The organism is Oceanispirochaeta crateris (genome assembly GCF_008329965.1).
GTDB classification, from domain to species: domain Bacteria; phylum Spirochaetota; class Spirochaetia; order DSM-2461; family DSM-2461; genus Oceanispirochaeta; species Oceanispirochaeta crateris.
In genome coordinates, this window is record NZ_CP036150.1 from 1,884,916 (window position 1) to 1,907,654 (window position 22,739).

Below are 22,739 nucleotides of genomic sequence, written 5' to 3' on the forward strand. Positions count from 1 at the left end.
TTCATAATAGGGCCTATGATTTTATCTCTATATTATTCATTTACGGAATTTAATATAGTAAATCCTCCTGTCTGGGTAGGTTTGAAGAACTATGCAAACCTATTCAAAAACCCGATGTTTCATCAATCTCTTAAAGTCACCTTTTACTATGCCGGCCTGGCACTTCCTTTAACCCTGATTATTGGATTTTCTCTCGCAGTATTGTTAAACCAGGACATTATGGGTCAGAAAATATGGCGGACTATATATTTTTTCCCGTCTGTTATTGCAGGAGTGGCTGTTGCTTTAGTTTGGCTTCGATTATTTGACCCGAACATTGGTCTCATTAATAAAATATTAGGCTTTTTCGGGATTAACGGACCTAAATGGCTTCTCGACCCCGATTGGGCCATTCCTTCTTTTGTAATGATGAGTCTCTGGGGTGTCGGTCGCAGTATGATCATATATCTTGCTTCACTACAAAGTATACCAACATCTTTGTATGAAGCCGCTGAAATTGATGGAGCCAATGTTATTCAGCGTTTTTTTAATATCACAATCCCTATGATGACTCCTGTTATTTTTTATAATCTGATTTTAGGTCTCATAAGCACATTTCAGCTTTTTACTGAAGTATATGTGGTTACAGGAACAGGTGGAATCAACAAAGCGGGCAGTCTGGGTGGTCCGGCGAGATCCACGATGGTTTACAACCTTTATCTTTATCTTACAGCTTTCCGCTATTTTGATATGGGGACAGCCTCTGCTATGGCTTGGCTTCTCTTTATTTTTATTCTAGTAATCACAGTCATTTTATTCAAAACATCAAAATACTGGGTTTTTTATCAGGGTCAGCTGGGAAATCAGGAGAATAAGAAAAATGGAAAATAAAAGAAAATCTGGAAACTTGTTCACAAAGACCCTGGCAATCCTTCTTCTTGCAGCTGGATCATCGGCAATTATTATTCCATTTATCTATATGGTAGGAACATCTCTAAAAAGTGTGGATCAAATTCGCCGAGATCCCATTGGTCTAATTCCTATGTCTGTTACCAAAGTGGACATTGACGGTAAGGAGAAACCCTTATACAAGGTAAGTATTGACGGTAAAATTGTAGAATGGGCCTTGATAAAGAAACAACCAGATCAGATGGGCCTTTTTGCTGCTCCCGGAGATGAAGACGATATCAGATTACTCCCTCTTAATAATGACAACATAGTGGAATATTTGGATGTTCATTGGGAAAATTATCCTCTTGCTTTGACCACTGTTCCTTTCTTTAAATACCTAGCTAATACTTTACTCGTAACGTTCATTGGGATGGCGGGGATGCTTTTTTCCTGTTCACTGGTAGCTTATGGTCTTTCCCGTTTTAAAGCGAGGGGACTTAACATACTGTTCCTGGTACTACTATCCACCATTATGCTTCCGCGACAAGTCACGCTGATACCTCTTTATGTATTTTTTCAACGTATCGGTTGGGTTGATACATTACTGCCCCTTATTGTACCTCAATTTTTTGCCAATGCTTATAATGTTTTTCTCCTGCGACAGTTCTTTATGACCATTCCTCTTGCTATGGATGATGCTGGAAAGATTGATGGTGCAAATTCACTACAACGACTTTGGTATATTATCCTTCCCCAGTCACGTCATGCTTTAGTAGCAGTCTCAATATTTCATTTCCTTTATGCCTGGAATGATTTCTATGAACCTCTGATATTCCTTCATACAAGAACAAAATGGACAATGGCTGTTGGTCTTCAGACCTTCAATGCAATGTACAGTGTCAATACACACCTCATTATGGCAGCTTCACTTATGATGGTACTACCGACACTGATCTTGTTCTTTCTGAGCCAAAAAGTATTTACCCAGGGGATTGTTATGAGTGGGGTAAAGGAATGATCACAAAAAAAATAAAAGAATGGAAAATACATCCTTCGATATCTGTGAAGGAGAAAGGTCAAAAACTGAGTTCTGAATATACCGATAAGAGCCAATGGATAGATGTTTCTGTTCCTTCAACAGTCCTTGGAGCACTTGTAAAATCCGGTCTTTATAAAGACATATACAAAGATAAGAATCTTCTTGATATCGACACAAACCAGTTTAAGACCTCATGGTTGTATTTCAGTGAATTTGACTTAAAGCCATTAGAACTTGATTACACAGCAATATTATCTTTTAAAGGAATCAATTATAGAGCCAACATTTGGTTAAATGGGACATTAATTGCTGATAAATCTCAAATCTTCGGAACCTATAGGCATTGGAACTTTCAAATTGAAGAATATCTTAAAGAAAAAAATAACAAACTAGCTGTTGAAATTTTCCCACCTGAGAAAGGAGATTTTTCAATTGGATTTGTAGATTGGAATCCGGGACCTCCTGACAAGAATATGGGCCTCTTCCGAGATGTGTCCCTTGAGTTTAATAAAGGTATTTCAATCTCTTCACCCTGTGTTACAAGCCATCTCAATACCCCTGATTATAGCCAGGCTGAATTAACTGTTGCAGCCATACTTCAAAATCATTCTTCTGAATCAATTATGGGTCTCTTGAAGGCATCTATCGGCTCCATTTCTTTATCCAAACAAATGAACCTCGATCCTCATCAGAGCATAGATGTAGACTTTACTTCTGATGACTACAAAGATTTGATTATAGAAAATCCTAAACTTTGGCAGCCCAACAATGTTGGTGATCCGCATCTCTACAGATTAGAATTAGAATTTTATATAAATGATGCTCTGTCTGATAGTACAGTTACAAACTTTGGTATCCGTTCCGTATCCGATTATCTCACTGATGAAGGTCACCGGGGCTATATTATCAATGGCAAAAAGCTTCTAATAAAGGGAGCCGGCTGGACTGATGATCTCCTTCTTGAGGATACTTATGATTCAATAGAAACCCAGGTAAGATATGCCAGGGATATGAATTTGAACTGTATTCGCCTGGAAGGTTTTTGGGGGAAGGATCAGACAATTTACGACCTCTGTGATCAATATGGAATGCTGGTTATGGTTGGTTGGAGTTGTCATTGGGAGCATGAATGTCACATGGGTGTGCCTGTTGACCCCCTCTATGGTGCCGTATCAACTCCCGAAGCAATAGAACTTATTGCTGAATCCTGGAAAGATCAGCTCCTCTCTATAAGGCATCATCCTTCTATATTCGTCTGGACAGTTGCAAGTGATATGGTCCCACACCCGGACCTGGAACGGCGGTATATTGAGATATTCAAGAAATGGGATTCTTCCCGTCCTTATCTAAACTCAACCGGAGGGGTGGGAAGTGAACAATCAATAATCACAAACGCCGTAATTGAGAGTACTATCAGTGGTTCTTCCGGAGTAAAGATGCTTGGCCCCTATGATCACACCCCACCCGTTTATTGGTATACCAATACAAATCTGGGAGGAGCCTATGGTTTTAACACTGAAACTTGTCCCGGTGCAAATGTTCCTCCTTTGGATAGTTTGAAAAAGATGTTCTCATCAGAACTGTTATGGCCTATTAATGATACATGGAATTTTCATTGCGGTCTCTATGAGTTTGCTAGTATCAGTCGCTTTAAAGAAGCCTTAGATGAACGATATGGGGTTTCAAATACAATTAAAGAGTTTGCGATGAAATCGCAAGTCATGAATTATGAATTGATGAGACCGATGTTCGAAGCTTTTCAAAATAATAAGGGTAAATCGACAGGTATTATACAATGGATGCTTAATTCTGCATTCCCAAGCCTTTATTGGCAACTCTTTGATTCATATCTGATGCCGAATGGTGCTTATTATGGAGTGAAGAAAGCATGTGAGCCTCTACATCTTCTTTACAATTATGGAAGCAATCAAGTTATTCTAATCAATGATTTTGATAAGAGACAGCAAGTTGACATTCAAATCAGAATCTTTGATATCAATTCGAAGGAGATTTTCTATCAAAAAACACAATCTATATCAGAACCTGATTCTTCATTTCCAGTGTTAGAAATACCAGGAAATCTGCCGCTGAGCTCTGTTTATTTTCTTGATTTACGCCTCTTAGACAAAAATGAAGAAATCAGTTCTAACTTCTATTGGTTGTCTCAACAGAAAGATGTATTGGATTATGAAGCAGTAGTAGGTGATTTTGGTTTTTACACACCAAGTAAAGAGCACGCGGACTACACTGAGTTAATGTCACTGCCATTTCCTCAAATTGATTCAACTCTAACAATAAACGACCTTGAAGATGAACAAATTTACCAGATTACTTTAAAAAACACGAGTAACAAAATAGCCTTCTTTCTTGTTTTGGACTTGATAAACACGGAAGTGGATAATCCTATTTTACCTGTTTTCTGGAGTGAGAATTACTTCAGTTTACTTCCCCATGAGATAAAATCAGTATCAGCGAGGGTAAAGAGAAGAGATGTCCCTAGCAAATCTACAGAACTGAGAATAAAAGGATGGAATAAAGATGAAAAAAATTAGAATTGCCATGATTGGAGCAGGTTTTATAGCAGATTATCATATGAGAGCTCTTTCCAGTTTGAAAAATGTAGAAGTAACGACTATCTGTGCACATTCCTTATCATCCGCACAGTTATTTGCAGATAAATATAATATTAAGAATACATCAGATGATGCTTTAACCCTATCATCGAGTCCGGATCTTGATGGTGTTATACTAGCTATTCCCAATCGACTTCATGCCGAGTATGCAATCGAATTTCTCAAAAGAGGTAAAGATGTCTTTATCGAAAAACCACTAGCAATGGATTTTAAAGAAGGCGAGCTTATCCGCAAGGCATCTGAAAAATCTGGAAGTATTATAATGACTGGTCATATGTGGCGTTTTGATGATGATGTAAACTATATGAGGCAATTGATAAAAGATGGTACTTTCGGTGACATCATAAAGACAAAAGGATACGGCATTCATGAAGACTGGGGACCAGAGGGATGGTTTGTAAAAAAAGGACTTTCCGGTGGAGGTGCTCTTATAGATATGGGTGTTCATGCCATTGATACAGTTCGCTTTCTTTTAGGAGATCCTGAACCAATTTCTGTCTATGCCCGATTGGGAACATTTTTCGGCAATTATGATGTAGACGATTCAGGTATCATTATTATAAATTGGAGTAATGGTACTTCTTCCATTATTGAATCTGGCTGGTGGCAACCACATTCAGATGGACCAGAGGCTGCCACACGTTTATTTGGTGTCAAAGGCTATGCCAGTATATTTCCAACTTGTTATAAGCTTAAATCAGATAGATTTAAGGAAACCGTTCCGGATCTTCCTGCTCGTGAGGATCATTGTGCACAAAGAATATATGATAGTGAGATGACCCATTTTATAAATTGCATTCGGGATCGTTCAACACCCCGGTCCGGAATAGAAGAAGGTCAGGTCGTCATGAGAATCACTGATGCGGCCTATAGGTCTTCAGAGACTAATTGTGTGATTACCATGTAAATCTTCGTTGAAGATAAAACTGTATTAGGAAGGAATCTTTTGAAGAAAAAAGTAGGGATTGTGGATGTAGCCGCCAAAGCAGGACTATCCTGCGCTACTGTAAGCAGATATATCAATAAAACAGCATTTGTATCGGATAAAAATTCGAAGCTCATTCAAGATGCAATTGATTCTCTTGAATATATACCTAATACTGCGGCACGTATACTCGCAAACAAAAGAATGATGACACTGGGACTTGCCTGTTCCGCCTTATCAGATCCCTATTTTTCTTCGTTAATACGAGGAATAGAGAAAAGATCTCGACAGCTAGGTTACGCCTTACTGATTCATTCCATTGAGGAAGTTGAGGAAGTTGAGGAAGTTAAAAAGAAACCTAACTTTGTTTTTGGAGAACACAATACTGATGGTGTTATTGTGTTTGCGGATTCACTCAATGATGAGGATCTTAAAAGATTAACTGATTCCAATTTTCCAGTTGTACTGATATTTCGTTCATCACCCCCATTCATGGATATTCCTTTTATAAATATAGAAAATAAGGAAGGTGCTTATAGACTGGTTTCTCACTTAATCAAAGCACACCAATATAAAAGGATTGTTTTTCAAAGAGGGCCTGCAACACATGAAAATGGGCAATGGCGTGAAGCTGGGTATCGAAAAGCACTTAGAGAGAATGGAATCTATTTTGATCCTGAATTGATTGAATATGGTGGATTCAACCATGAAATGGCAAGAAAATCGATTTTTAGACTACTAGAAAAAAAAGTTCAGTTTGATGCCGTATTTTCTGGAGATGACGATGCCGCGTCTGGATCAATCTCAGCCCTACTTGAATCTGGATATAAAGTTCCAGAAGATATAGCTGTTGTAGGTTTTGATGATCAGATAATTGCATCCTATGTTTATCCTTCTCTTACGACCGTAGGCTCTCATATAGAAGAAGTCTGCTTTAAAGCTGTTGATAAATTAGTGGATATTATTAATGGAAAACCTGTAGAAATAGAGACCTTCGTTCCAACCGAACTGATTATTCGCAATTCATGTGGGTGCGAATAGATTTAATATAAGACATAAAATTCATTTGAACTCTAATATTCTTTTATTCTTCTGAGCTCATCTACCAAAACAGGTCCGTAGACCAAAGTTTTTCCAGATGAGCCTAAATTATTATAAAAATCTAATTATATAATTTGAGCTGACTTTCAAAAAAATGCACACAGTTCTGATGATAGCAGAGATGGCCGAAGTTTGTATTATATATTTTAATACCTACTTATTTTTTAGGAAGAATCATGATCTTCATCGCCGGTTCACTATGAGTCTCCAGAATTTTCAACCCTCTTTCAAAATCTTCCAATGAAAGGCGATGAGAAATTAATTCCTTCACTCTGATTCTCCCACTTTGAAGAAGACTCAGAGCCTGCCATGAATTTCTACAGGATGTATAGGTCGAAAATATTGAAATTTCTTTGGCAAACATTTCAAAAGGAGAAATAGAAACCTTCGCATCCACATGGGGAACTGCAAACCAGAGAATCCGTCCGGCAGGACGTACATAGTTGAGAGTCGCTTCCATAAGAGATGTCACTCCTGTAGCATCGCATACGATATGATAAGACTCTTTTTCAAGAGAGCTCAAATCCTGACTCACATAAGAGGCTCCCATCTCTTTAGCTATTTTCAGCCGCTCCTCATCCCGATCAACAATATGAATACTGGAACATCCTTTGACTAGGAAACTTTGTAGGAGTAATAAGCCAATGGGACCGGCGCCTATGAGTAAAACCGTATCAGCAAGATGAGGATTGACCTGTTCAACTCCATGAAGGACACAGGACAGAGGTTCCATAAAAGCAGCTTCTTCAAAGCTCAGATCAACAATAGGAAAAACAGCTTGTTCTGGAGCACAGACAAACTGAGCCATACCACCAGGAAGAGTGACTCCAATAGCTTCAATATTTTCACAAAAGTGCTGACGGTTATTCAAACAGTTATAACAGACTCCACAGGAAATATTGGGCTCAAGAGCAACCCTGTCACCAACTTTGATAGTACGGATTTTTTTTCCAGCTTTACGTACAATACCTGATAATTCATGACCGGGAACAATGGGATATGTCCCCTTGTAATCGCCCTTGAAAATATGTAGATCCGTTCCACATATACCGCTGGCAAAGACCTCAATTAAAAGTTCATTTTCTTTTGGTACAGGGATCTCAGTCTCTATAATTTTAAGCGAATCCTTCTTTTCAATTTGTGCAGCCTTCATAATCTCATGTTCCCTCTCTTTTTATATAAATCACCCTTTCATGAATCTACTAATGGACCCATTCAATACATTTGAGTTAATTATACCTATTTAATCGATTACGTAAACCATTAACTGATCAAATACGGTGATATCTCTTTCATCGATTTTTCATAAAGCAGAGGGAAAGAGTTGCCAGGTGAAGCATAGATAAAGATAATGAAAATCTACACCGGATTTTCTATATTCAAATTCAGCATTATCTTGTCCGGCAGTATAAAGAGGTAAAAACATGACAGATAAAAAAATTGTATTCTTTACCGGTGCCGGAATATCTGCGGAAAGCAATATCCCGACCTTTAGAGATTACATGGGAAAGGCCCATGAAGAGAATTTTGAAAAACTCCTATCATTATCCTATTTTGTCAAACATCCTGAGAAAACCTGGGAATGGTTGGATGGTTTTATCCAATTGATCAATGAATCAGAGCCCAATGAAGCCCATAAACTGATTGCATCACTGAGAGCCTCTGTTATTACTCAAAATATTGACAACTTTCATACCCTGGCCGGCAGTGAGGATGTTGTAGAACTACATGGTTCTATTGGAACCTGTATCTGTATGAAATGTCATAAAAGACAAGGTCTCATATCGAAATGCTCCTGTGGGTCCTGGACAAAACCGGATTTTACATTCTATGAAGAGAACCTTAATGAAGAAGCAATTTACAAAGCTGAAGAACTGGCAAAAGAAGCTGATATCTTTGTGATCGTCGGCACTTCGGGGATTGTATACCCTGCGGCCAATATCCCGACCATTGCAAAGCATGCGGGAGCAAGGGTATATGAAATCAATCCCGGTATAAATGCCTTTCCTCCTACAATAGTAGACAGGTATATCAAAAAGGGAGCTAGCGAAGGAATAAAACTACTAATAGATTTGATAAAGGAATAAATGGTCTGATCAGAACCATAACACATCATCCTCTGCGAGTCTGCTGCATCATCAAATGAATTTTAAAGCACCCTGTTTTTAAAGAATATCCGCTTCATTTTTCAATACAATTATAAATAAAAACAGGACAGTAAAAACTGTCCTGTTTTGCTATATAGTGGCGAAGGGACTTGAACCCCTGACAGATCGGATATGAGCCGATTACTCTACCAACTGAGTTACGCCACCGTAATGCCTGCGTAATATACCCTATTCCTGGAAAATTTGTCAACATTAAGTGAAACTTTTTTTTCATCAATTTATTCAGATAAGGTTCAACTCCTGAGCCTTGAGAACAATTTCATTATTCCAGTAGTTTTTCCTAAAAAAGTTATGCTTCATCTGCTGACTGTCAAAGCGCCCGGCCCTAGTCTGTAAGAGCTTGAAAGCATGACTGACCAAAGATTGATGAGTCTCACTCACAACTATTCCCGTCTGTTCGATGATCTCTGCGGCATAGAGAAAGAAATAATACCCAAAAGGCTGCTGGTTATACGCCCGGTCCATACGGCACAAAGGAGCCAGTCCCTCCCAGGCTTTTTCGGGCTCTCCATTAAGACCGATAAGGAGATAATAGAAACCTCTAGCCTGATCTAAAAGAACATCCTCATAAAAATCTTTATCGGAAAGACGGCCTTCTATCACACGGTATCCGTCAAGCCAGCTATCCATCTCATGAATGTACAGGGGATTCTGATCGTACTCTCTAAAAGCCTCTTCCAAATAGCTAATCCCGATCTTCTTATCACCCGACATGTAGGCGGCTTCGGCTCTAAAATAGGCCGTCTCTAGGTTAGAACTCTGTCTGGACAGGAGTTCATCGGCAATTTTCTCGTTATGTCCAAAACACAGAGACCTGGCCATCCAGGAAGTAATAACATGGGACTCTTTTGTTAAGAAGTAGCGTTTGGACAAACGTCGCCCCAGTTTGAGAGTTTTAAAAGCTTCGGAATACCGTCCCAACTCAAAGAGAATTCTTCCCTTGAGAAAAAGCTGAAAGATCTGGGTCTCACGGTTCCTTTCTTTCTGTGCCAGGGGAATATGCCTTTCAAGAGAGCGCAGTGCCAGTGAAAGGTTACCATAGAGGTAAGAGGACAGGACCATTAACTTACCGCTGATAAGAGCAGCTTCTTTATCTCTCAGCTGTTCACTGATCCGCAGAGCTATTTCAAAATAGTCTAAGGATGCTGAAAGCTTTCTCTGGCTTAGCATTGTAAGCGCCAGGGCAGTATTGGCTCTGATTTCACCGTAGTGGTCGCTATTTTTCTGAAAAGCAAAGAGGCTGGCCTTCACCGTTGTCTGAGCCAGCTCAGAATCTCCGTTTAAGGCGTGATAATGAGCCTGCTGGAGGAGAAATTCCTCACTGCAGGCCCCCTGAGCTTCCATCAGAGAAAGGTATCCTGCATCCAGTTTCACAGATATTTCTTCCTTGGAATTCCGCAAAAGAGCACTTCTGAGCCTGCCGGCATATTGAATATTATGCAGCCCTTCCTGCTGACTAAAAGTCAGTGTACGATTTTCAAATAGGGGAGAATTCAATAAATCTTCTGCCAGATCGTTCTCTCTGATCTTTAACAGGTGATGAATAATACGATTTAAAATATCCAGACCAAAATCAATGCTTCCTTTCTGGTTCAGATAGTAAAATAGCCCGCTTAATGAACCAATCTTTCCATCTTCCATTTCACGGCTGAGAAAGCGGATAAAGTCCTCAGTTAATTCTTCACCGTCAAAACCGGGAGTTTCTTCAAGAACGGCCAGCTCTAAAGGACGGCACCACAGCCCGCCGGTTGTACCAAGAAAACGGAGATATCCTAAATTTTCAAATCTCTTGAGCCTTTCTTCTATCTCTGGCAGAGAGATTCCCCTGGAATGGAAGAACTCAATGACCTGAGATCTTGTGAGGCAGTAACGCCCTGGGAAACAAAGAGATAGGATCTCTATGGAACATTTATCCCTACCAAAGAGATAGGCTCCGGGGGAGGAAAGATCTGTCCTGGTATGCTGTATTGCCTCCAGACGATTTTGAAGAAAATAAAAGAGACTCATGAGCCGACGGCCTTCGGCTTTATAAGCTTTGATTAATTCATCCGGACTGAGCTTCAATTCCGGAAAAACATCTGCGGCCTTCAGTCTGACATCCTCATCGGCCATGGGAGGAATACTTCTCTTACGGAAGTTATCATCCAAGCCCTCAGGAAGAGGCCCGTCAGAGTCTCCGGTGAGAAGAAGAAATTTCTGCCGCGGAAAGGACTCTTTGAGAAGAGCTACAAAATGGCTGATCAGGATTTTTGAATTTTCTGAAAAAAGACCGGGATTCCTGATGATCAAAACAGGAGGAGTTGGATATGTATCTAATTTTTTAAGACAGCCACGCCAGTAGAGGACAACAGCCTTTAAAAAATCAATTTCTATTTGATCATAATAATGAAGATACCAATCACCACGGCTTATGTTCTCAAGAAATATTTTGTCTTCCTTCCAGACAAGCTTATCATCGCCACTCAGATACTGCTCAACATGAGGCAGAAAATCCTTATTGATAAAATGGCAGAGAGGATACCAGGGGTCCCAGAAATCTTCAGCCGGTTCAATAAGAAGAAAATTTTCAATTAAATGATGACTGTCATCCAGGATTGTACGTAAAATGTTCAGCGTCTCTTCCTGACTGTTTGAGGTCATGACCATCCCTGGAGATTCATCCTGGCGGTACAACCACTGATTAATATCATTTTGAAGGGATGGAATCAGGTCTTCCCTCTTTATGAAACGCCGGTACCGTTCTTCAATAGAGAGCAATTTATCAACTTTGATCTGTACAGGAAAAAGCTGCGAATACTCCTCCCTCTTGGCCGGCTCAAGGTAATCGGAGAACTTATCCCTCACAGAATCTTCCATCCAGATGCAGTTCTCTTCGGAGGTTGTCAAAGAAAGATTGTGAAAATGCTGCACAAGGTCATCTTGCTCATGACCGGAAGAGATAATAATAGAAAATCCGCACAGATATTGTCTGTACTCATCCAGCAGAGATTTGAGTGATTCAGCACATTCCATCACATAGATGGCCGTCTCCCTGTATAAGGCCGCAAATTGAAAGATGTCTCCTTCATCGACCAAACGGGACCCTCCGCAGCTATGAATCAATTCGGCAGCTCTTTTTTCGAGCTCCTCCAGGGGAGTGGGATAGAGTTGAATCAGCTGTTTTTTATTTTCCAGTTTAAAAAAGATGTAAAACATTATTTCCTGTCAGTGCAACGATATTAGTTTATTATATAATAAACCATGGGATATATAAAACATAATGGAAAAAAATATAAATCTATAAGGCTCCGGATTTCCCGTTTCACCGACTTCTCACAGATCCTTGAAGAGTTTCACCATATTGTTATAAACGGCGTAAATGATAAAAAACTGGAGAATATCCGTTATGCCTTACTGGAGATTATAAACAATTCAGTGAGAGCCCATAAAGAAAAAAACGAGAATAAAGAGATAATCCTGAAGATGATGTTAGAAGAAGAAGAGCTCATAATAAAGATTTCTGACCATGGTGGAGGCTTTGATAAAAAGATGCTGCCCTATGATCTGGATCAAAACATTAAAGATATTGATATCAATAACCAGGATTTTTTAAAATATCGTGAACGATATGGATTCAACAGGTTCGGCATGGGTTTATTTATGACCAAAAAGACATTTGATGCCTTTATTCTAAAGTTTATTGAATCAGATGGTTCTCTGAATGATGAATTCAAAGAAGGCAGGACCATAGGAACCTGCATTGAACTCAGGAGCAATATAAAAAATGAAAACGAATAGAAAGACACAGAGAAGCCAGAGCTATGCGAAGGTTCTACTAGATAACAGCCTTCCCGCCTATATCCGGGACATCAGTGTCGATGGATTCAGAGTCTATTCACCAGTACCTCTTCCCTATCAGGAAGGGAACAGTGTCAGTTGTCGCATTTTCCCTACGAATGACAGTGGTGATTCTTTCAAAATCAAGGGCCTCATCCGTTGGAACAAACAGGACGTGGAAGGTGAAGATTTAATGGGCATCCTCATCAGCTCTTTTGAATCCACCGAGGGTAAAATTCTCTATAAATCCTTAAATCAACGTTTTTTTAAGGCTCCCTGAATCGCCACTTCAGAGCATAGAAGATTTTCTTTACTTGACGTATATTCCTCCTTCCCCGTAAAATAGCAATGCACACCGGAGGGAACTCTGTAAATTGTTGTGATTTTAGAGGTTTAAGCCCCCAAAGGCAGCCCCCTTAAGGAGAGACTGATTGGAACTGAAAGTCAGAAAAAGCGGAAGTGTTTATATCATAGATATTGAAGGCGAAATGGACCTATACAATGCCTTCAAACTGAAAGAACTTGTGGGTAAGATGCTTGAAAAAAGAATTACCCTCTTCGTTCTGAACATGGAGAAAGTGGAATATATTGATTCCAGCGGCATAGGCGCCTTGATCTATGTCAGCTCTGCTCTCAAGAAAAGGAGTGCCCGTTTAATCATCACAAATGTACACGGTTCTGTTAAAAAAGTAATAGAATTGACAAAGCTAACTGGTTACTTTCCCATGCGGGATACCTTGAAAGAGGGGATTCTTGAACTTCAGAGGGGTCAATAAATATGGAAATGAAAAAAATAGAAATCAATGACAATCATCCTCTGATGGAAAAGGAAAACCTATTTTACAAGGAATTTCCAAGCGATTTCAGGCAGATTAGATATTTCACACTGCTTATAGTGCAAAAGGCACCTCCCGAGATAAGAGAAATAAACCTGCTGGAACAACAAATTTCCGAATTGATCAAGAACGCTGTCAAACATGGAAACCATAGCGATCCGGAAAAACTCGTAAAGGTTTGGTATACCTTCTCTGAGGATTATGCACGCATCATCATTGAAGATGAGGGTGATGGATTCAAGGCCATTCAGGAATGGAATGAATTTAATGCGAAACGGAATGACTGTCTCGTCAACGAAGATTATGAAACTCTCTCTGAATTTGTCTCATACAGAACAGAAAAGAGTGATGATAATGATGGCGGAAATGCCATGTTTGCAGCTCTGGAATATTGGGATAACGGTGTTGTTTTCACGGAGAAAGCAAATTGTGTTGCCGTTGGAAAGTCCTTCCATCGAAAGAAGACAGGAATTCAGATGGATTAATAGACTGTCCCGATCTGAACTTCGTCCCCTTCTAGCGGGACGGGTTCGCCGGGCCAGTTCTTAAAAGGAATTTCCCAGTCCTGAAGACTCCACAAACCATTTTCCTTTTTCAAATACATAACCCCCTCCAGGTAAGTTACACCAAAAAACAAAGCCACCCTCACCTGGGACTGGTCTCCATAGACTCTAAAGGTCCCCATGTAGAAATCTGTAATTTCAAGACCGACATCCTGATATAGAGCCAGTTCTTCAAGAAAGAGAGGATGAGCCTCTAGGGATAACAACTCCCTTGGGACTCTACCCATTTTAAAATTATTCAGAAAATCCCTAACAATATAATCGGTTTCCCTCTCAGCCAAATCTGTCGAAAGAGGGTCAGTCTGGCGTCCAATGAGCAGACTATCTGGCAGGATATATCCTCTAGATTTTACTCTTTGAAGATGTACTGGACCCGTAAATTCCTCATTGAGCTGTTCTGCGTCCTGACTCTCAGATTCTCCATCTTCTAATTCGTCCTGATCTGTCCGTTTCATTGTTAAACCAGTACCAGTTGAATCATCGAGAGAGAGGTCTTGGTTCATCAGGTCCTGATCTTTAAGTATGTTCTCTTTTTTGGGAGTACAGGAGAAAATAAGGAGGAGGACAAGCCAAAGGGAAAAGATTCTCATACACACCGTTTTAACAGAAATCCCCCCTGCCGTCAAAGACCTTTTTGTGTATACTCAGCAGTATGAGAGCAGAAATCATCCGTCATTTGAGCGAAGACTACACAGTTCCGGTGAGAGACCCTCTGTGGAAACATATTTATTTATCACCGGGACTCCTAAAAATCATGCATCATCCTGAATTTCAAAAGCTGGGCCGGATTAGGCAGCTGGGACCGGCATCTCTTGTATACCCTGGCGCCAGTCATACGAGACTCTCTCACTCTCTGGGTGTATTCTACCTGGCCAGACGCATTTTAAAGACGATTCTCTTTTCTGAGACATGCCCTGGTCACCTGACGCTGAGAGGAGTCAAATCCTTCCTTTGTGCCGCTTTTCTCCATGATATAGGTCATTTTCCCCACGCTCATTCCTTTATGGAGCTCCCGTTGATGGATCATGAAATTCTCTCGGCAGAAATTATCAGGAATTCAGGGATTGCTGACATCATCAAAAATGAAATTGGAGGAGACCCCGGTTTGACAGCCGCTATCATCGATAGCTCCCAGCCGGATAAGGGAAACAGAGAACTCACCTTTTTCAGGAATATCCTCAGCGGGGTTCTCGATCCGGATAAACTGGACTATCTGAATCGCGATGCCTACTTCTGCGGAGTCCCCTACGGAATGCAGGATATCGACTTTGCCATATCCCAGATACGTCCCACTCAAACAGGCATAGCCCTGACACTCAAAGGAGTCTCGGCCGTGGAAAATATCCTTTTTTCCAAATACCTGATGTATAAGACTGTGTACTGGCACAGCGATGTGAGGATCTCTACGGCTCTGGTGAAAAAAGCCGTTTACCTGGGCCTCTCTGGCCATCACATCAAAGCAGAAGAGCTCTATACCATGGATGATCATGAGTTTTTCACAAAAATGACGGCCCTGCCTGAAGAATTGGCTTCCCTCGTCAGAGAGTCGGAAACCCCCAGCAACTACACCACCATCTCACAGACTCCCTTTGATGAATCCAATGGTCTCCACCGGGATCTCATGGACCTTGAGTTTAGAAATGATCATGAAAACAGACTGGCAAAACTCATCGAGAGCCAGTATCCCGGAACTCTCCCCCAAAATCATTTGGTGATAGACATCCCATCCCGGATCTCCTTTGAGGTGAACCTCCCCATCCTGGACAAGGGTGGAAAAAAGCCCTATATAGGGTCTCCGACGGTGTTCAGCAAACCTGTTGTACAGGGATTTACAGAAACATTGCGTCATATAAAAGTGATTGTTCCGGAACAAACGGCCTTAAAAGTTCCTCACCTTGAAATAGATCCTTTCTCCATACCCTGACGACTGCCATGCGATTTATTTCGGAAAATCTTATTTGAAAAGGTCGTCAAAGTTGTCTACCTTGAGAGCCAGAGTCCTCCCCTGCTGATGGTCACTGTTCCGCGCCTTCAGGGGGAGATACTCTTCATTATACTGCTGGGCAAGGCGATACACTCCGTCGCTTTCATATTCGGGTGGAATCAAAACTTCAAGATTATAGGAATTGTCCGACATCCCCCGGAGCATGATGTTCACAGGATCTGTGACTGTCAGGGCAAAATGAGGGCTGTAGGTCACCATAAGAATAATCAGGACGAGAAGAATGGAAACAAAGATAAGAAGGTTATCTCCGGCTCCTCCCGCATGGAGAGGTTTTAAATTATAGAAGAGTTCAATATCACCAGATTGGACATAACCATAATCGGATGGACCAAACCATTTTTTATATTGATCATTATTATACCGTGTGTAGAGAGTCCCCTCTTTTGATCTGAGCATGAGCACTGTCTCATACTCTTCAAATTCCAAAATTGCCCGAAAATCACCAGCCGAGGCCAAACTGTCTGCCCTTTGAGCCATGAGTCTGTGTTTCTCGACAAAATCCTCTTCAACACCCTTCACAGGAATGAGAGTCAGAGCAAAGGAAACAACGATCATGGACAAAACAAAACCGGAGACAACCGTAGTAATGATCCTGGTAACATGCCTCTGAGCCATGGGTGAATCTACAAATTTGATCTTCTTAAAGACCTTGAGGAGCCTCAGAAGTCTTAAGATTCTGGCAATTCTGACAGTTTTTACAACCTTCAAAATATTCAACATGCCTACGGCACTAGCAAAAGCCGCACCCTGCATTAAGGCAATGACAGCCGGACCGGAACTGAGGATCAGAAGAGGCAGTGAGGCAACGAGGTCTATCCATCCCCGTTCTCTGACCAAATAATGCATGGCCCTGCCTTTCTTGAGAGAATTAAAATAGCGCACAATAAATTCCACAGAGAAAAAGAGGTCAAAGGCAAACCCTGTATAGATCAGCGTCCGGCGGATATCCCAGGACCATCCCATAAGGACGGCAAGATCTTCTGCAAAGGTTTGGATAAGAACGAGAAAAATCACGAAGAGAATGAAATTTTCTATAGAATTCTTGAGCTTCATAAGGGTCACCATCCGTTTTCTGCGGATATGTTATAAAACTCTGTGAGCATATCAAAATCATATCCATAATATTTGTAATTGCGCCTGGCCACATTGAACCAGCTCTGATCTGAAGCGGCAGCTCCTCTGTCAATGGTCATTCCCTCTTTCATCTGGGAACAGCGAGAAGAAAAAATGGATGAAATCCTGGCTGTCGTCTCCAGCTTTGGATTATCCTGAAACGGAAGCTGGCCATTGATTCCTCCCCGAATGATAGGTTCAGGCAGACCGGGGATCTGTTTACCTAAGCGTTTTGTGATTTTTTCTGCATAAGCGGGTGAGAGATTCTGATTCCCTCTTTGTTTTGAGACCCCTTCAGGAGTGTACAGAATAGCCAGAGAGTTGATGAACATGGTTGTTTTCATCAGATGATAGATCTCCTCCAATGGCATGCGCAGCCTCTGAACCTTGGTGATTTCAAAGTGGATGTATTTTTGTCTTTCATATCCAAGCATTACATAACGTTTCAAGATTCCCGAACGCAATGCTGTTAGGGTGCCGGCCAGGCTCTGCCTTCCCGCGGGAACGGTCAGTAATTTTCTAAGAGCTTCATAAAGCTGCTTTTTTACATCCTTTGTTAAGGGGGGATATTTCATAAAATTAACATAGGCATAATTAGTCCGATCGAAGATTTCTGACTCTAACTGCGGTAGAATCTCCCTGTTTGTGATATCATAAAGTGTATCGGTCATAATTTGATAAATATCCGTCCAGGACCAACCGTTAAAGTAAGCAGGAGAAGATAGTGTGGGTTTCAGTTTGTCTTCATTGATAATGAAGAATTGCAGTAGTTGATCCTCTCTCTGGAGAGCAGAAAATCCATTTAGACTGGGATTCTGCATGAGTCTATTAAGGAACTGCTGAGCTTTCGCTTTGTCGTTTTCCATGTTTTGCCAGCCAAATTTTTGGTTTTGCTTAATAATCGGTAAGATGAGGCTTATTCTTGAAAACCCTCTTTGTATGTTAATCATAGTACACAAATGAAACAGAAAACATTTCTTTTTATTATAACAGCTTATTTCTTCCTCCTCGTCTTCTCCCCTCTACTGATTGGAGCCCAGGAAACAGAGGATATTACCAAAGAAGAAAATGAGACTTATCCCCTGGATTCGGAAGAGGGAGAAGAGGCACCGGAACATATATTTGATTTGGATTTAGGCGGTGTAAATACAGATATTTTCTGGGAAGGGTTCTGGCGTTACAGCCTGAGCTACGGAACAGGGTATGAAATAGACAGTGGTGAATTTATTTTTCCACAAGCCTATCCCGGCCTCCAGCAGGGACTTGAGTTCTCCCAGGAACCAGATTTTTTCCTCTCCGTCTTATTGATGAATCACTACTTTCTAGAAACCTCATTTACTCAGGGTTATGATAAAAACACCTATGCCATGGGCTATGTGGGAGATGAGTCAACCTCACTCAAGGAAGTCAGAATAGGAAATGCAGGGATCGGAATCGGTGAATACGAAGGCATAGATGTTTCCAGTCCAAAATACAATACTCCCGGAATCATGGCCTCCTTTGAGACCACCAGGTCACGCCATGAGATCATGGTACGCTATGACCCGACAGAAATGGAAACCAAGGAGTTTCTGGGAGAGTATGAGATTGATGGAGAGACATTGGAACTCTCCTCTTTCCAGGATGGCCAGAATTTCATCCTGCCCAATACAAATATTTCCAATCTAACGGTATATCAACAAAGCAGTACTGGTGAATACACAGGATCAGACGGCCGGCGCTACACCAGCCGCGACATTGCCTACACAGCCGACCTGACCGAGGGATTTGTAAACCTACAGGAAGCCTCTTCCGGGCGTGTTCTTGTCTATTATACCCAGGGAGGGAGTCCTGTAGGATCCTCCGGAATATCGAAAGACTTTATCATGGCTCCAGACGCCAGAGGCAGGCCCGACCCCACAGAAGACTTACTGCCCTTTGGCTGGGATGAGGAGAATCCCTATGACCTGGATGGGCGAGACTTCAGGGATAGCTCATTGGTGACAATTGACGGACATGATGCCCTGATGGTTCATAATCCAGGGGAGTTCAGCAACTTCCAAATGTATAATCGCTACCTCTTTTATACCAACCTTCCCTCCGAATCCTGGAGGACCATCGTATCCCTTGTCGATTCCGACGGCCTTTCAGAAGATGACCTCCCCTATGTCTACCTCAGAGAAACAGATGATCTGGACAGGCGGATTCTCCGGGTGGTATTGGAGAACACTGAAAACAGGAGTCCCGACAACAGAGTGCCTTTTGCTCCGGGGAACCCCGAGGTTTACGGCCCGGGACGGGTCAGCGACGGCGATGAAATCTCCAGGGAACTGCTCATTGCGGTGAAAAAAGACAGCAGCAACTACTATTTGGGAACCAACCTGATTGAGGGCTCTGTCAAGGTCTATGTGAACGGCATAGAAGACAAGACTGCCGAAGTGAATTATGAGACGGGTGAAGTTTTTTTCGCACGATATATTTTTCCGGAAGATAGTATTGAGATTGACTACAGAACCGAATCGGTCGGCCTGACTGGAGGCGATCTCTTCCTGGCTCAGGGGAACAGACTTTTCCTGAATGATAACATGACAGTGGAACTGGCAGAGTCTCTCCGCTGGACTCTGCCCGAAGATCAGGTGACCGACGAAGCCGGTGAGAGTCCGGGTCTGATAGAACTGGCAGGAACCTGGTTCTACGACACGGAGAACCTGGATATGATGGTCAATACCAGCCTGAATATTTCCACATCCGACACGGCGGGAAACCTCAGGCTTTTGGGTATGGATGAGAGTGGGTTTTCATTCTCCCTCACCGCTGATCAGCTGGTTCCTTCCGAGTTGTCCCTAACACCAAGTCTGACAGATACCCCTGATTCTCAAGATAGAAAGGCCCTGATTTACAAAGACTTCACCTCTTCAAATAACACCGGACAAACCTACCTCAATGACTACTCCTGGGCTGGAGTCTCCATAGACACAAGTGAAGAGGGGCCATCCATAGCCGCATCATCATCGGATGATCCTTTTTCATCCAGGGTCATGGTCATGTCCTATGATCTGGGTAAAGAAGAGTGGTCCGCCGGAGATTTTCTGCCGGTGGACTCGGATATGATTGATCTATCAAGCTATTCAGAGCTTAGCTTTTACCTCTATAGGCAGAATTTGGGCGAGGATAACCTGAAACTCAAAGTCAGAATAGGTGAAAATGGCGAGTATGACGATCTGGATGAAGACGGAAGTACTGATTCCGGAGACTCTCAATATGTGATTGAGAGGGACCTGACAGACCAGATACCCGCCGATGCCCAAACCTGGGAGCAGGTGAGCATCCTTCTCACCGAAGAAGAACAGAAAAAACTATCCAGGGTGCGGTCTTTCCGCTTTATTTTGGAATCAACAGACTCAGGAAGGTCTGAAGGAGAACTCCTTGTGGGAGGCTTCAGAGGAGAAGGCTCTCCCCTGCAAATGTCAGTGATCGATGCAACAGACACCCAGAGAGATGCAGAAGATCTGGATGTCCGGGAGCGAAGCGACACAGTTCTATCCCAGAAATTTCCGGAAGTTCTCTCCATATTTCACCCCGATGATGAAGATCAGAAGGTCCTTGAACTCTCTTGGGGAGCCGAGAGCACCGGCGGTGAAGCTCTTGATTCTGAAGATACCATCAGCGGGACGGCCTGGTTCAACGCTGTTCCTGTGACCGACTATGGAAGTTTCAGCCTCTATGTCAAAAATGACAGCACCCAGGGAGCCGGAAGCTTCTCTGTGACAGACAGCAGCGGAAAAGGTGTCATAGTGGAATATGAACCCGGATCGACTCAGTGGGAAAAGCTGACTGTGGACTTACAGAACGGAAGTGCCGGATTCTCCGGAGCCAGCCGTGTCACGGCCTTAACCATGGATAAGGATGCACGAGACTTCTCACGGTTCAATATGACCCGCAGCGGAGTTCCTTCCGCTTCCATGGAGATAGATGAAGTCCATTTTTCCGATCCCACCTTTTCTACGGGTACATCCATCGAAACACAAGTGGAATACAGTAAACCCGGCGTGATTTATACCTCTGCAGGAGGCTTCCCTCTTATGGCAGACTTCGATGTCATGAGCCGGTTCAACTATACCAACAATACGTCAGATTCCTATTTTAATACAGATGAGAATCGTCTTGAGAGTCAGCTATCCAGTGGAATAGATCTTTTAAATATCCGTCTTCAAGGTGATGTCGAAATGGTATGGACTGAAGATGAAACCCTCTATTCGGGAGGTCATCTTGTGAGGATTCCCTCCCAGTCCCGCTTTGGCTGGGTTTCGGACAGCTACTCCCGCACTTTTTATCCGGGTGATGACACAATGGCCCGGTCCAATGTGATCCATTTAAGCCCCCTGCCCTCTCTCACCCTGGAAGCCGAAGGATCCAGCACCGCCTCAGAGGATGAGATCATACAGGGATGGGGAGGGTTGCTAGACATCAGTCCCAAATCCAAGAGCAGCATGGATTTCAGTTTTGATCTGTATCAGACATCAGATTGGGTTTCCGATTCCACAGACTACTTCACTGAGTGGTCCCGTGATTTTCAATACCTAAAACCTCTTAAGGAGGATATTAGCAGCAGAGAAGGCCTGAGTGCCCTCAATGTCCAGCGTCAATCCCAAGCTCTAGGCTTCAGCTGGGAAACAAGGTTGGAATATGATGCCCTCCAACAGGTGGAATGGCAGCAGGAAAACCGCTGGTATTCCGACCTATCTTTTCCAATGGAAATTTCATCATCAACGCGCCCGTGGACAATCACTCCGGGTTACCGGCGTGAACTTGTGCAGAAAGTCTACCCGGAGCAGAACAACAGCTTTGGAGATGACTTGGACACCCTGTTCTCAGTGACGGCAAGTCAGTTTCCTTTGGTAAACTTCATTCCATTTTATGAAATTTTCGGACATGACAATATGGGAGACTTTGAACGAACTCTGACAATGACAGATGATTCGGAATACACACCTGAGGCCTATATTGGATTTACACGTTTTTCAGGATCTCACTACAGTGATCTTTTTATCCCGTCAAGCATGGATTTTGCAGTTCAGAGAGAGTACTACAAGAAGGATGATACCCTATATCTGGAGAATAACTGGTCTGTTCAAGTCCTCCAGACGGCATTGAATCTCTTTGGTGAATGGGGACGTTATCCCCATTTTGACTTCTATGCTACGGACGAGATCTCCAGTTCACTCCAACTCGTTATGGGTGGGCGTGATCTATGGACACCAGAGCCTGAAGAGATTATCTATCAGAATTATCTGACCCTTAAGGGTGAATCCGATTGGGAAATTGTCCTGGATAACAGGTACACCCAAAAATGGCTGAGCGAATATATACAGGACGACTTCCAGCTCATCTTCAGGTGGTTTGAGCAAGAACAGCCCTATTTCAATTTCCCCTTCATGGATTACCTTGTGATGAAGCCTTCACGGATGCAGCATGAAGAGAAACTGATCTTCACGGGATACTTTGACCAGGACGACAGTACAGAGACCAGCTTCGACACGACCCTCAGACATGAATCCAAACTGGTCATTACTGGTCTGGGGTCAATCACAGGCTGGATGGCTCTGGGCCTGGGAGGACAAGAAGAAGTCTTCCGCAACGGCTTTGAGTTGGGGCTGGAGCTGGAAATGAGTTTCTGATATCTTATAACTC

Annotated in this window: 17 protein-coding genes and 1 tRNA gene; 12 read left to right on the forward strand and 6 right to left on the reverse strand. The window is 42.3% G+C overall.

Translation table 11 applies throughout. The features are described from left to right. Positions 1-114 precede the first annotated feature (114 nt). The 5 genes from EXM22_RS08605 to EXM22_RS08625 are packed head-to-tail and all read left to right on the forward strand — an operon-like array spanning position 115 to position 6,508. Entirely contained in the window at positions 115-870 is a 756-nt protein-coding gene (locus EXM22_RS08605) for a carbohydrate ABC transporter permease (RefSeq protein ID WP_210411571.1), read from the forward strand. Continuing rightward, positions 860-1,888, forward strand: coding sequence for a carbohydrate ABC transporter permease (locus EXM22_RS08610; RefSeq protein WP_149486123.1), 1,029 nt, complete (start codon positions 860-862; stop codon positions 1,886-1,888). The genes EXM22_RS08605 and EXM22_RS08610 overlap by 11 nt, the downstream gene beginning before the upstream one ends. After that, a complete protein-coding gene (locus EXM22_RS08615; protein ID WP_168203419.1) occupies positions 1,885-4,461 on the forward strand; it encodes a glycoside hydrolase family 2 protein in 2,577 nt (858 codons plus the stop codon). The genes EXM22_RS08610 and EXM22_RS08615 overlap by 4 nt, the downstream gene beginning before the upstream one ends. Continuing rightward, the gene (locus EXM22_RS08620) at positions 4,448-5,449 is read left to right on the forward strand and encodes a Gfo/Idh/MocA family protein (RefSeq protein ID WP_149486125.1); all 1,002 of its coding nucleotides are present in this window, start codon (positions 4,448-4,450) and stop codon (positions 5,447-5,449) included. The genes EXM22_RS08615 and EXM22_RS08620 overlap by 14 nt, the downstream gene beginning before the upstream one ends. A gap of 39 nt (positions 5,450-5,488) precedes the next feature. Continuing rightward, positions 5,489-6,508, forward strand: coding sequence for a LacI family DNA-binding transcriptional regulator (locus tag EXM22_RS08625; RefSeq protein WP_149486126.1), 1,020 nt, complete (start codon positions 5,489-5,491; stop codon positions 6,506-6,508). Positions 6,509-6,725: 217 nt separating this feature from the next. Here the strand turns inward: EXM22_RS08625 and EXM22_RS08630 are convergent, their stop codons facing one another. Next, a complete protein-coding gene (locus tag EXM22_RS08630; RefSeq protein WP_149486127.1) occupies positions 6,726-7,721 on the reverse strand; it encodes a zinc-dependent alcohol dehydrogenase family protein in 996 nt (331 codons plus the stop codon). Between the two features lie 271 nt (positions 7,722-7,992). Between EXM22_RS08630 and EXM22_RS08635 the strand changes: the two genes are divergently transcribed. Next, positions 7,993-8,655 carry an SIR2 family NAD-dependent protein deacylase gene (locus EXM22_RS08635; RefSeq protein WP_149486128.1) on the forward strand — a complete coding sequence of 221 codons (663 nt, stop codon included), beginning with the start codon at positions 7,993-7,995 and terminating at the stop codon, positions 8,653-8,655. Between the two features lie 155 nt (positions 8,656-8,810). On the opposite strand, the gene EXM22_RS08640 is transcribed toward EXM22_RS08635, so the two are convergent. After that, positions 8,811-8,883 (reverse strand) — tRNA-Met (locus EXM22_RS08640). Between the two features lie 75 nt (positions 8,884-8,958). Further along, entirely contained in the window at positions 8,959-11,931 is a 2,973-nt protein-coding gene (locus EXM22_RS08645; protein ID WP_149486129.1) for a tetratricopeptide repeat protein, read from the reverse strand. Between the two features lie 45 nt (positions 11,932-11,976). Between EXM22_RS08645 and EXM22_RS08650 the strand changes: the two genes are divergently transcribed. The 4 genes from EXM22_RS08650 to EXM22_RS08665 all read left to right on the forward strand — a co-directional run bounded on the left by EXM22_RS08650 (position 11,977) and on the right by EXM22_RS08665 (position 13,873). After that, positions 11,977-12,513: an ATP-binding protein gene (locus EXM22_RS08650; protein WP_149486130.1), complete on the forward strand. Its 537-nt coding sequence runs from the start codon at positions 11,977-11,979 to the stop codon at positions 12,511-12,513. Further along, the gene (locus EXM22_RS08655) at positions 12,500-12,832 is read left to right on the forward strand and encodes a PilZ domain-containing protein (RefSeq protein ID WP_149486131.1); all 333 of its coding nucleotides are present in this window, start codon (positions 12,500-12,502) and stop codon (positions 12,830-12,832) included. Before EXM22_RS08650 ends, EXM22_RS08655 begins: the two co-directional genes overlap by 14 nt. A 151-nt stretch (positions 12,833-12,983) precedes the next feature. After that, entirely contained in the window at positions 12,984-13,328 is a 345-nt protein-coding gene (locus EXM22_RS08660) for an STAS domain-containing protein (protein ID WP_149486132.1), read from the forward strand. A 2-nt stretch (positions 13,329-13,330) separates the two neighbouring features. Next, a complete protein-coding gene (locus tag EXM22_RS08665) occupies positions 13,331-13,873 on the forward strand; it encodes an ATP-binding protein (RefSeq protein WP_149486133.1) in 543 nt (180 codons plus the stop codon). Here the strand turns inward: EXM22_RS08665 and EXM22_RS08670 are convergent. Then, positions 13,870-14,541, reverse strand: a complete 672-nt coding sequence (locus tag EXM22_RS08670; RefSeq protein WP_149486134.1) for a hypothetical protein — start codon at positions 14,539-14,541, stop codon at positions 13,870-13,872. The genes EXM22_RS08665 and EXM22_RS08670 overlap by 4 nt on opposite strands. A gap of 62 nt (positions 14,542-14,603) precedes the next feature. Between EXM22_RS08670 and EXM22_RS08675 the strand changes: the two genes are divergently transcribed. Then, positions 14,604-15,875 (forward strand): HD domain-containing protein, encoded by a 1,272-nt coding sequence (locus EXM22_RS08675; protein ID WP_149486135.1) that lies wholly within the window; start codon positions 14,604-14,606, stop codon positions 15,873-15,875. A gap of 30 nt (positions 15,876-15,905) precedes the next feature. Here EXM22_RS08675 and EXM22_RS08680 read toward each other — a convergent pair whose 3' ends face one another. Then, positions 15,906-17,009 (reverse strand): ion transporter, encoded by a 1,104-nt coding sequence (locus tag EXM22_RS08680; protein ID WP_168203420.1) that lies wholly within the window; start codon positions 17,007-17,009, stop codon positions 15,906-15,908. Between the two features lie 5 nt (positions 17,010-17,014). Further along, a complete protein-coding gene (locus EXM22_RS08685; RefSeq protein ID WP_149486137.1) occupies positions 17,015-17,935 on the reverse strand; it encodes a hypothetical protein in 921 nt (306 codons plus the stop codon). 93 nt (positions 17,936-18,028) lie between these two features. Here EXM22_RS08685 and EXM22_RS08690 point away from each other — a divergent pair, with 93 nt between their 5' ends. Then, the gene (locus tag EXM22_RS08690; RefSeq protein ID WP_149486138.1) at positions 18,029-22,726 is read left to right on the forward strand and encodes a hypothetical protein; all 4,698 of its coding nucleotides are present in this window, start codon (positions 18,029-18,031) and stop codon (positions 22,724-22,726) included. Positions 22,727-22,739 lie beyond the last annotated feature (13 nt).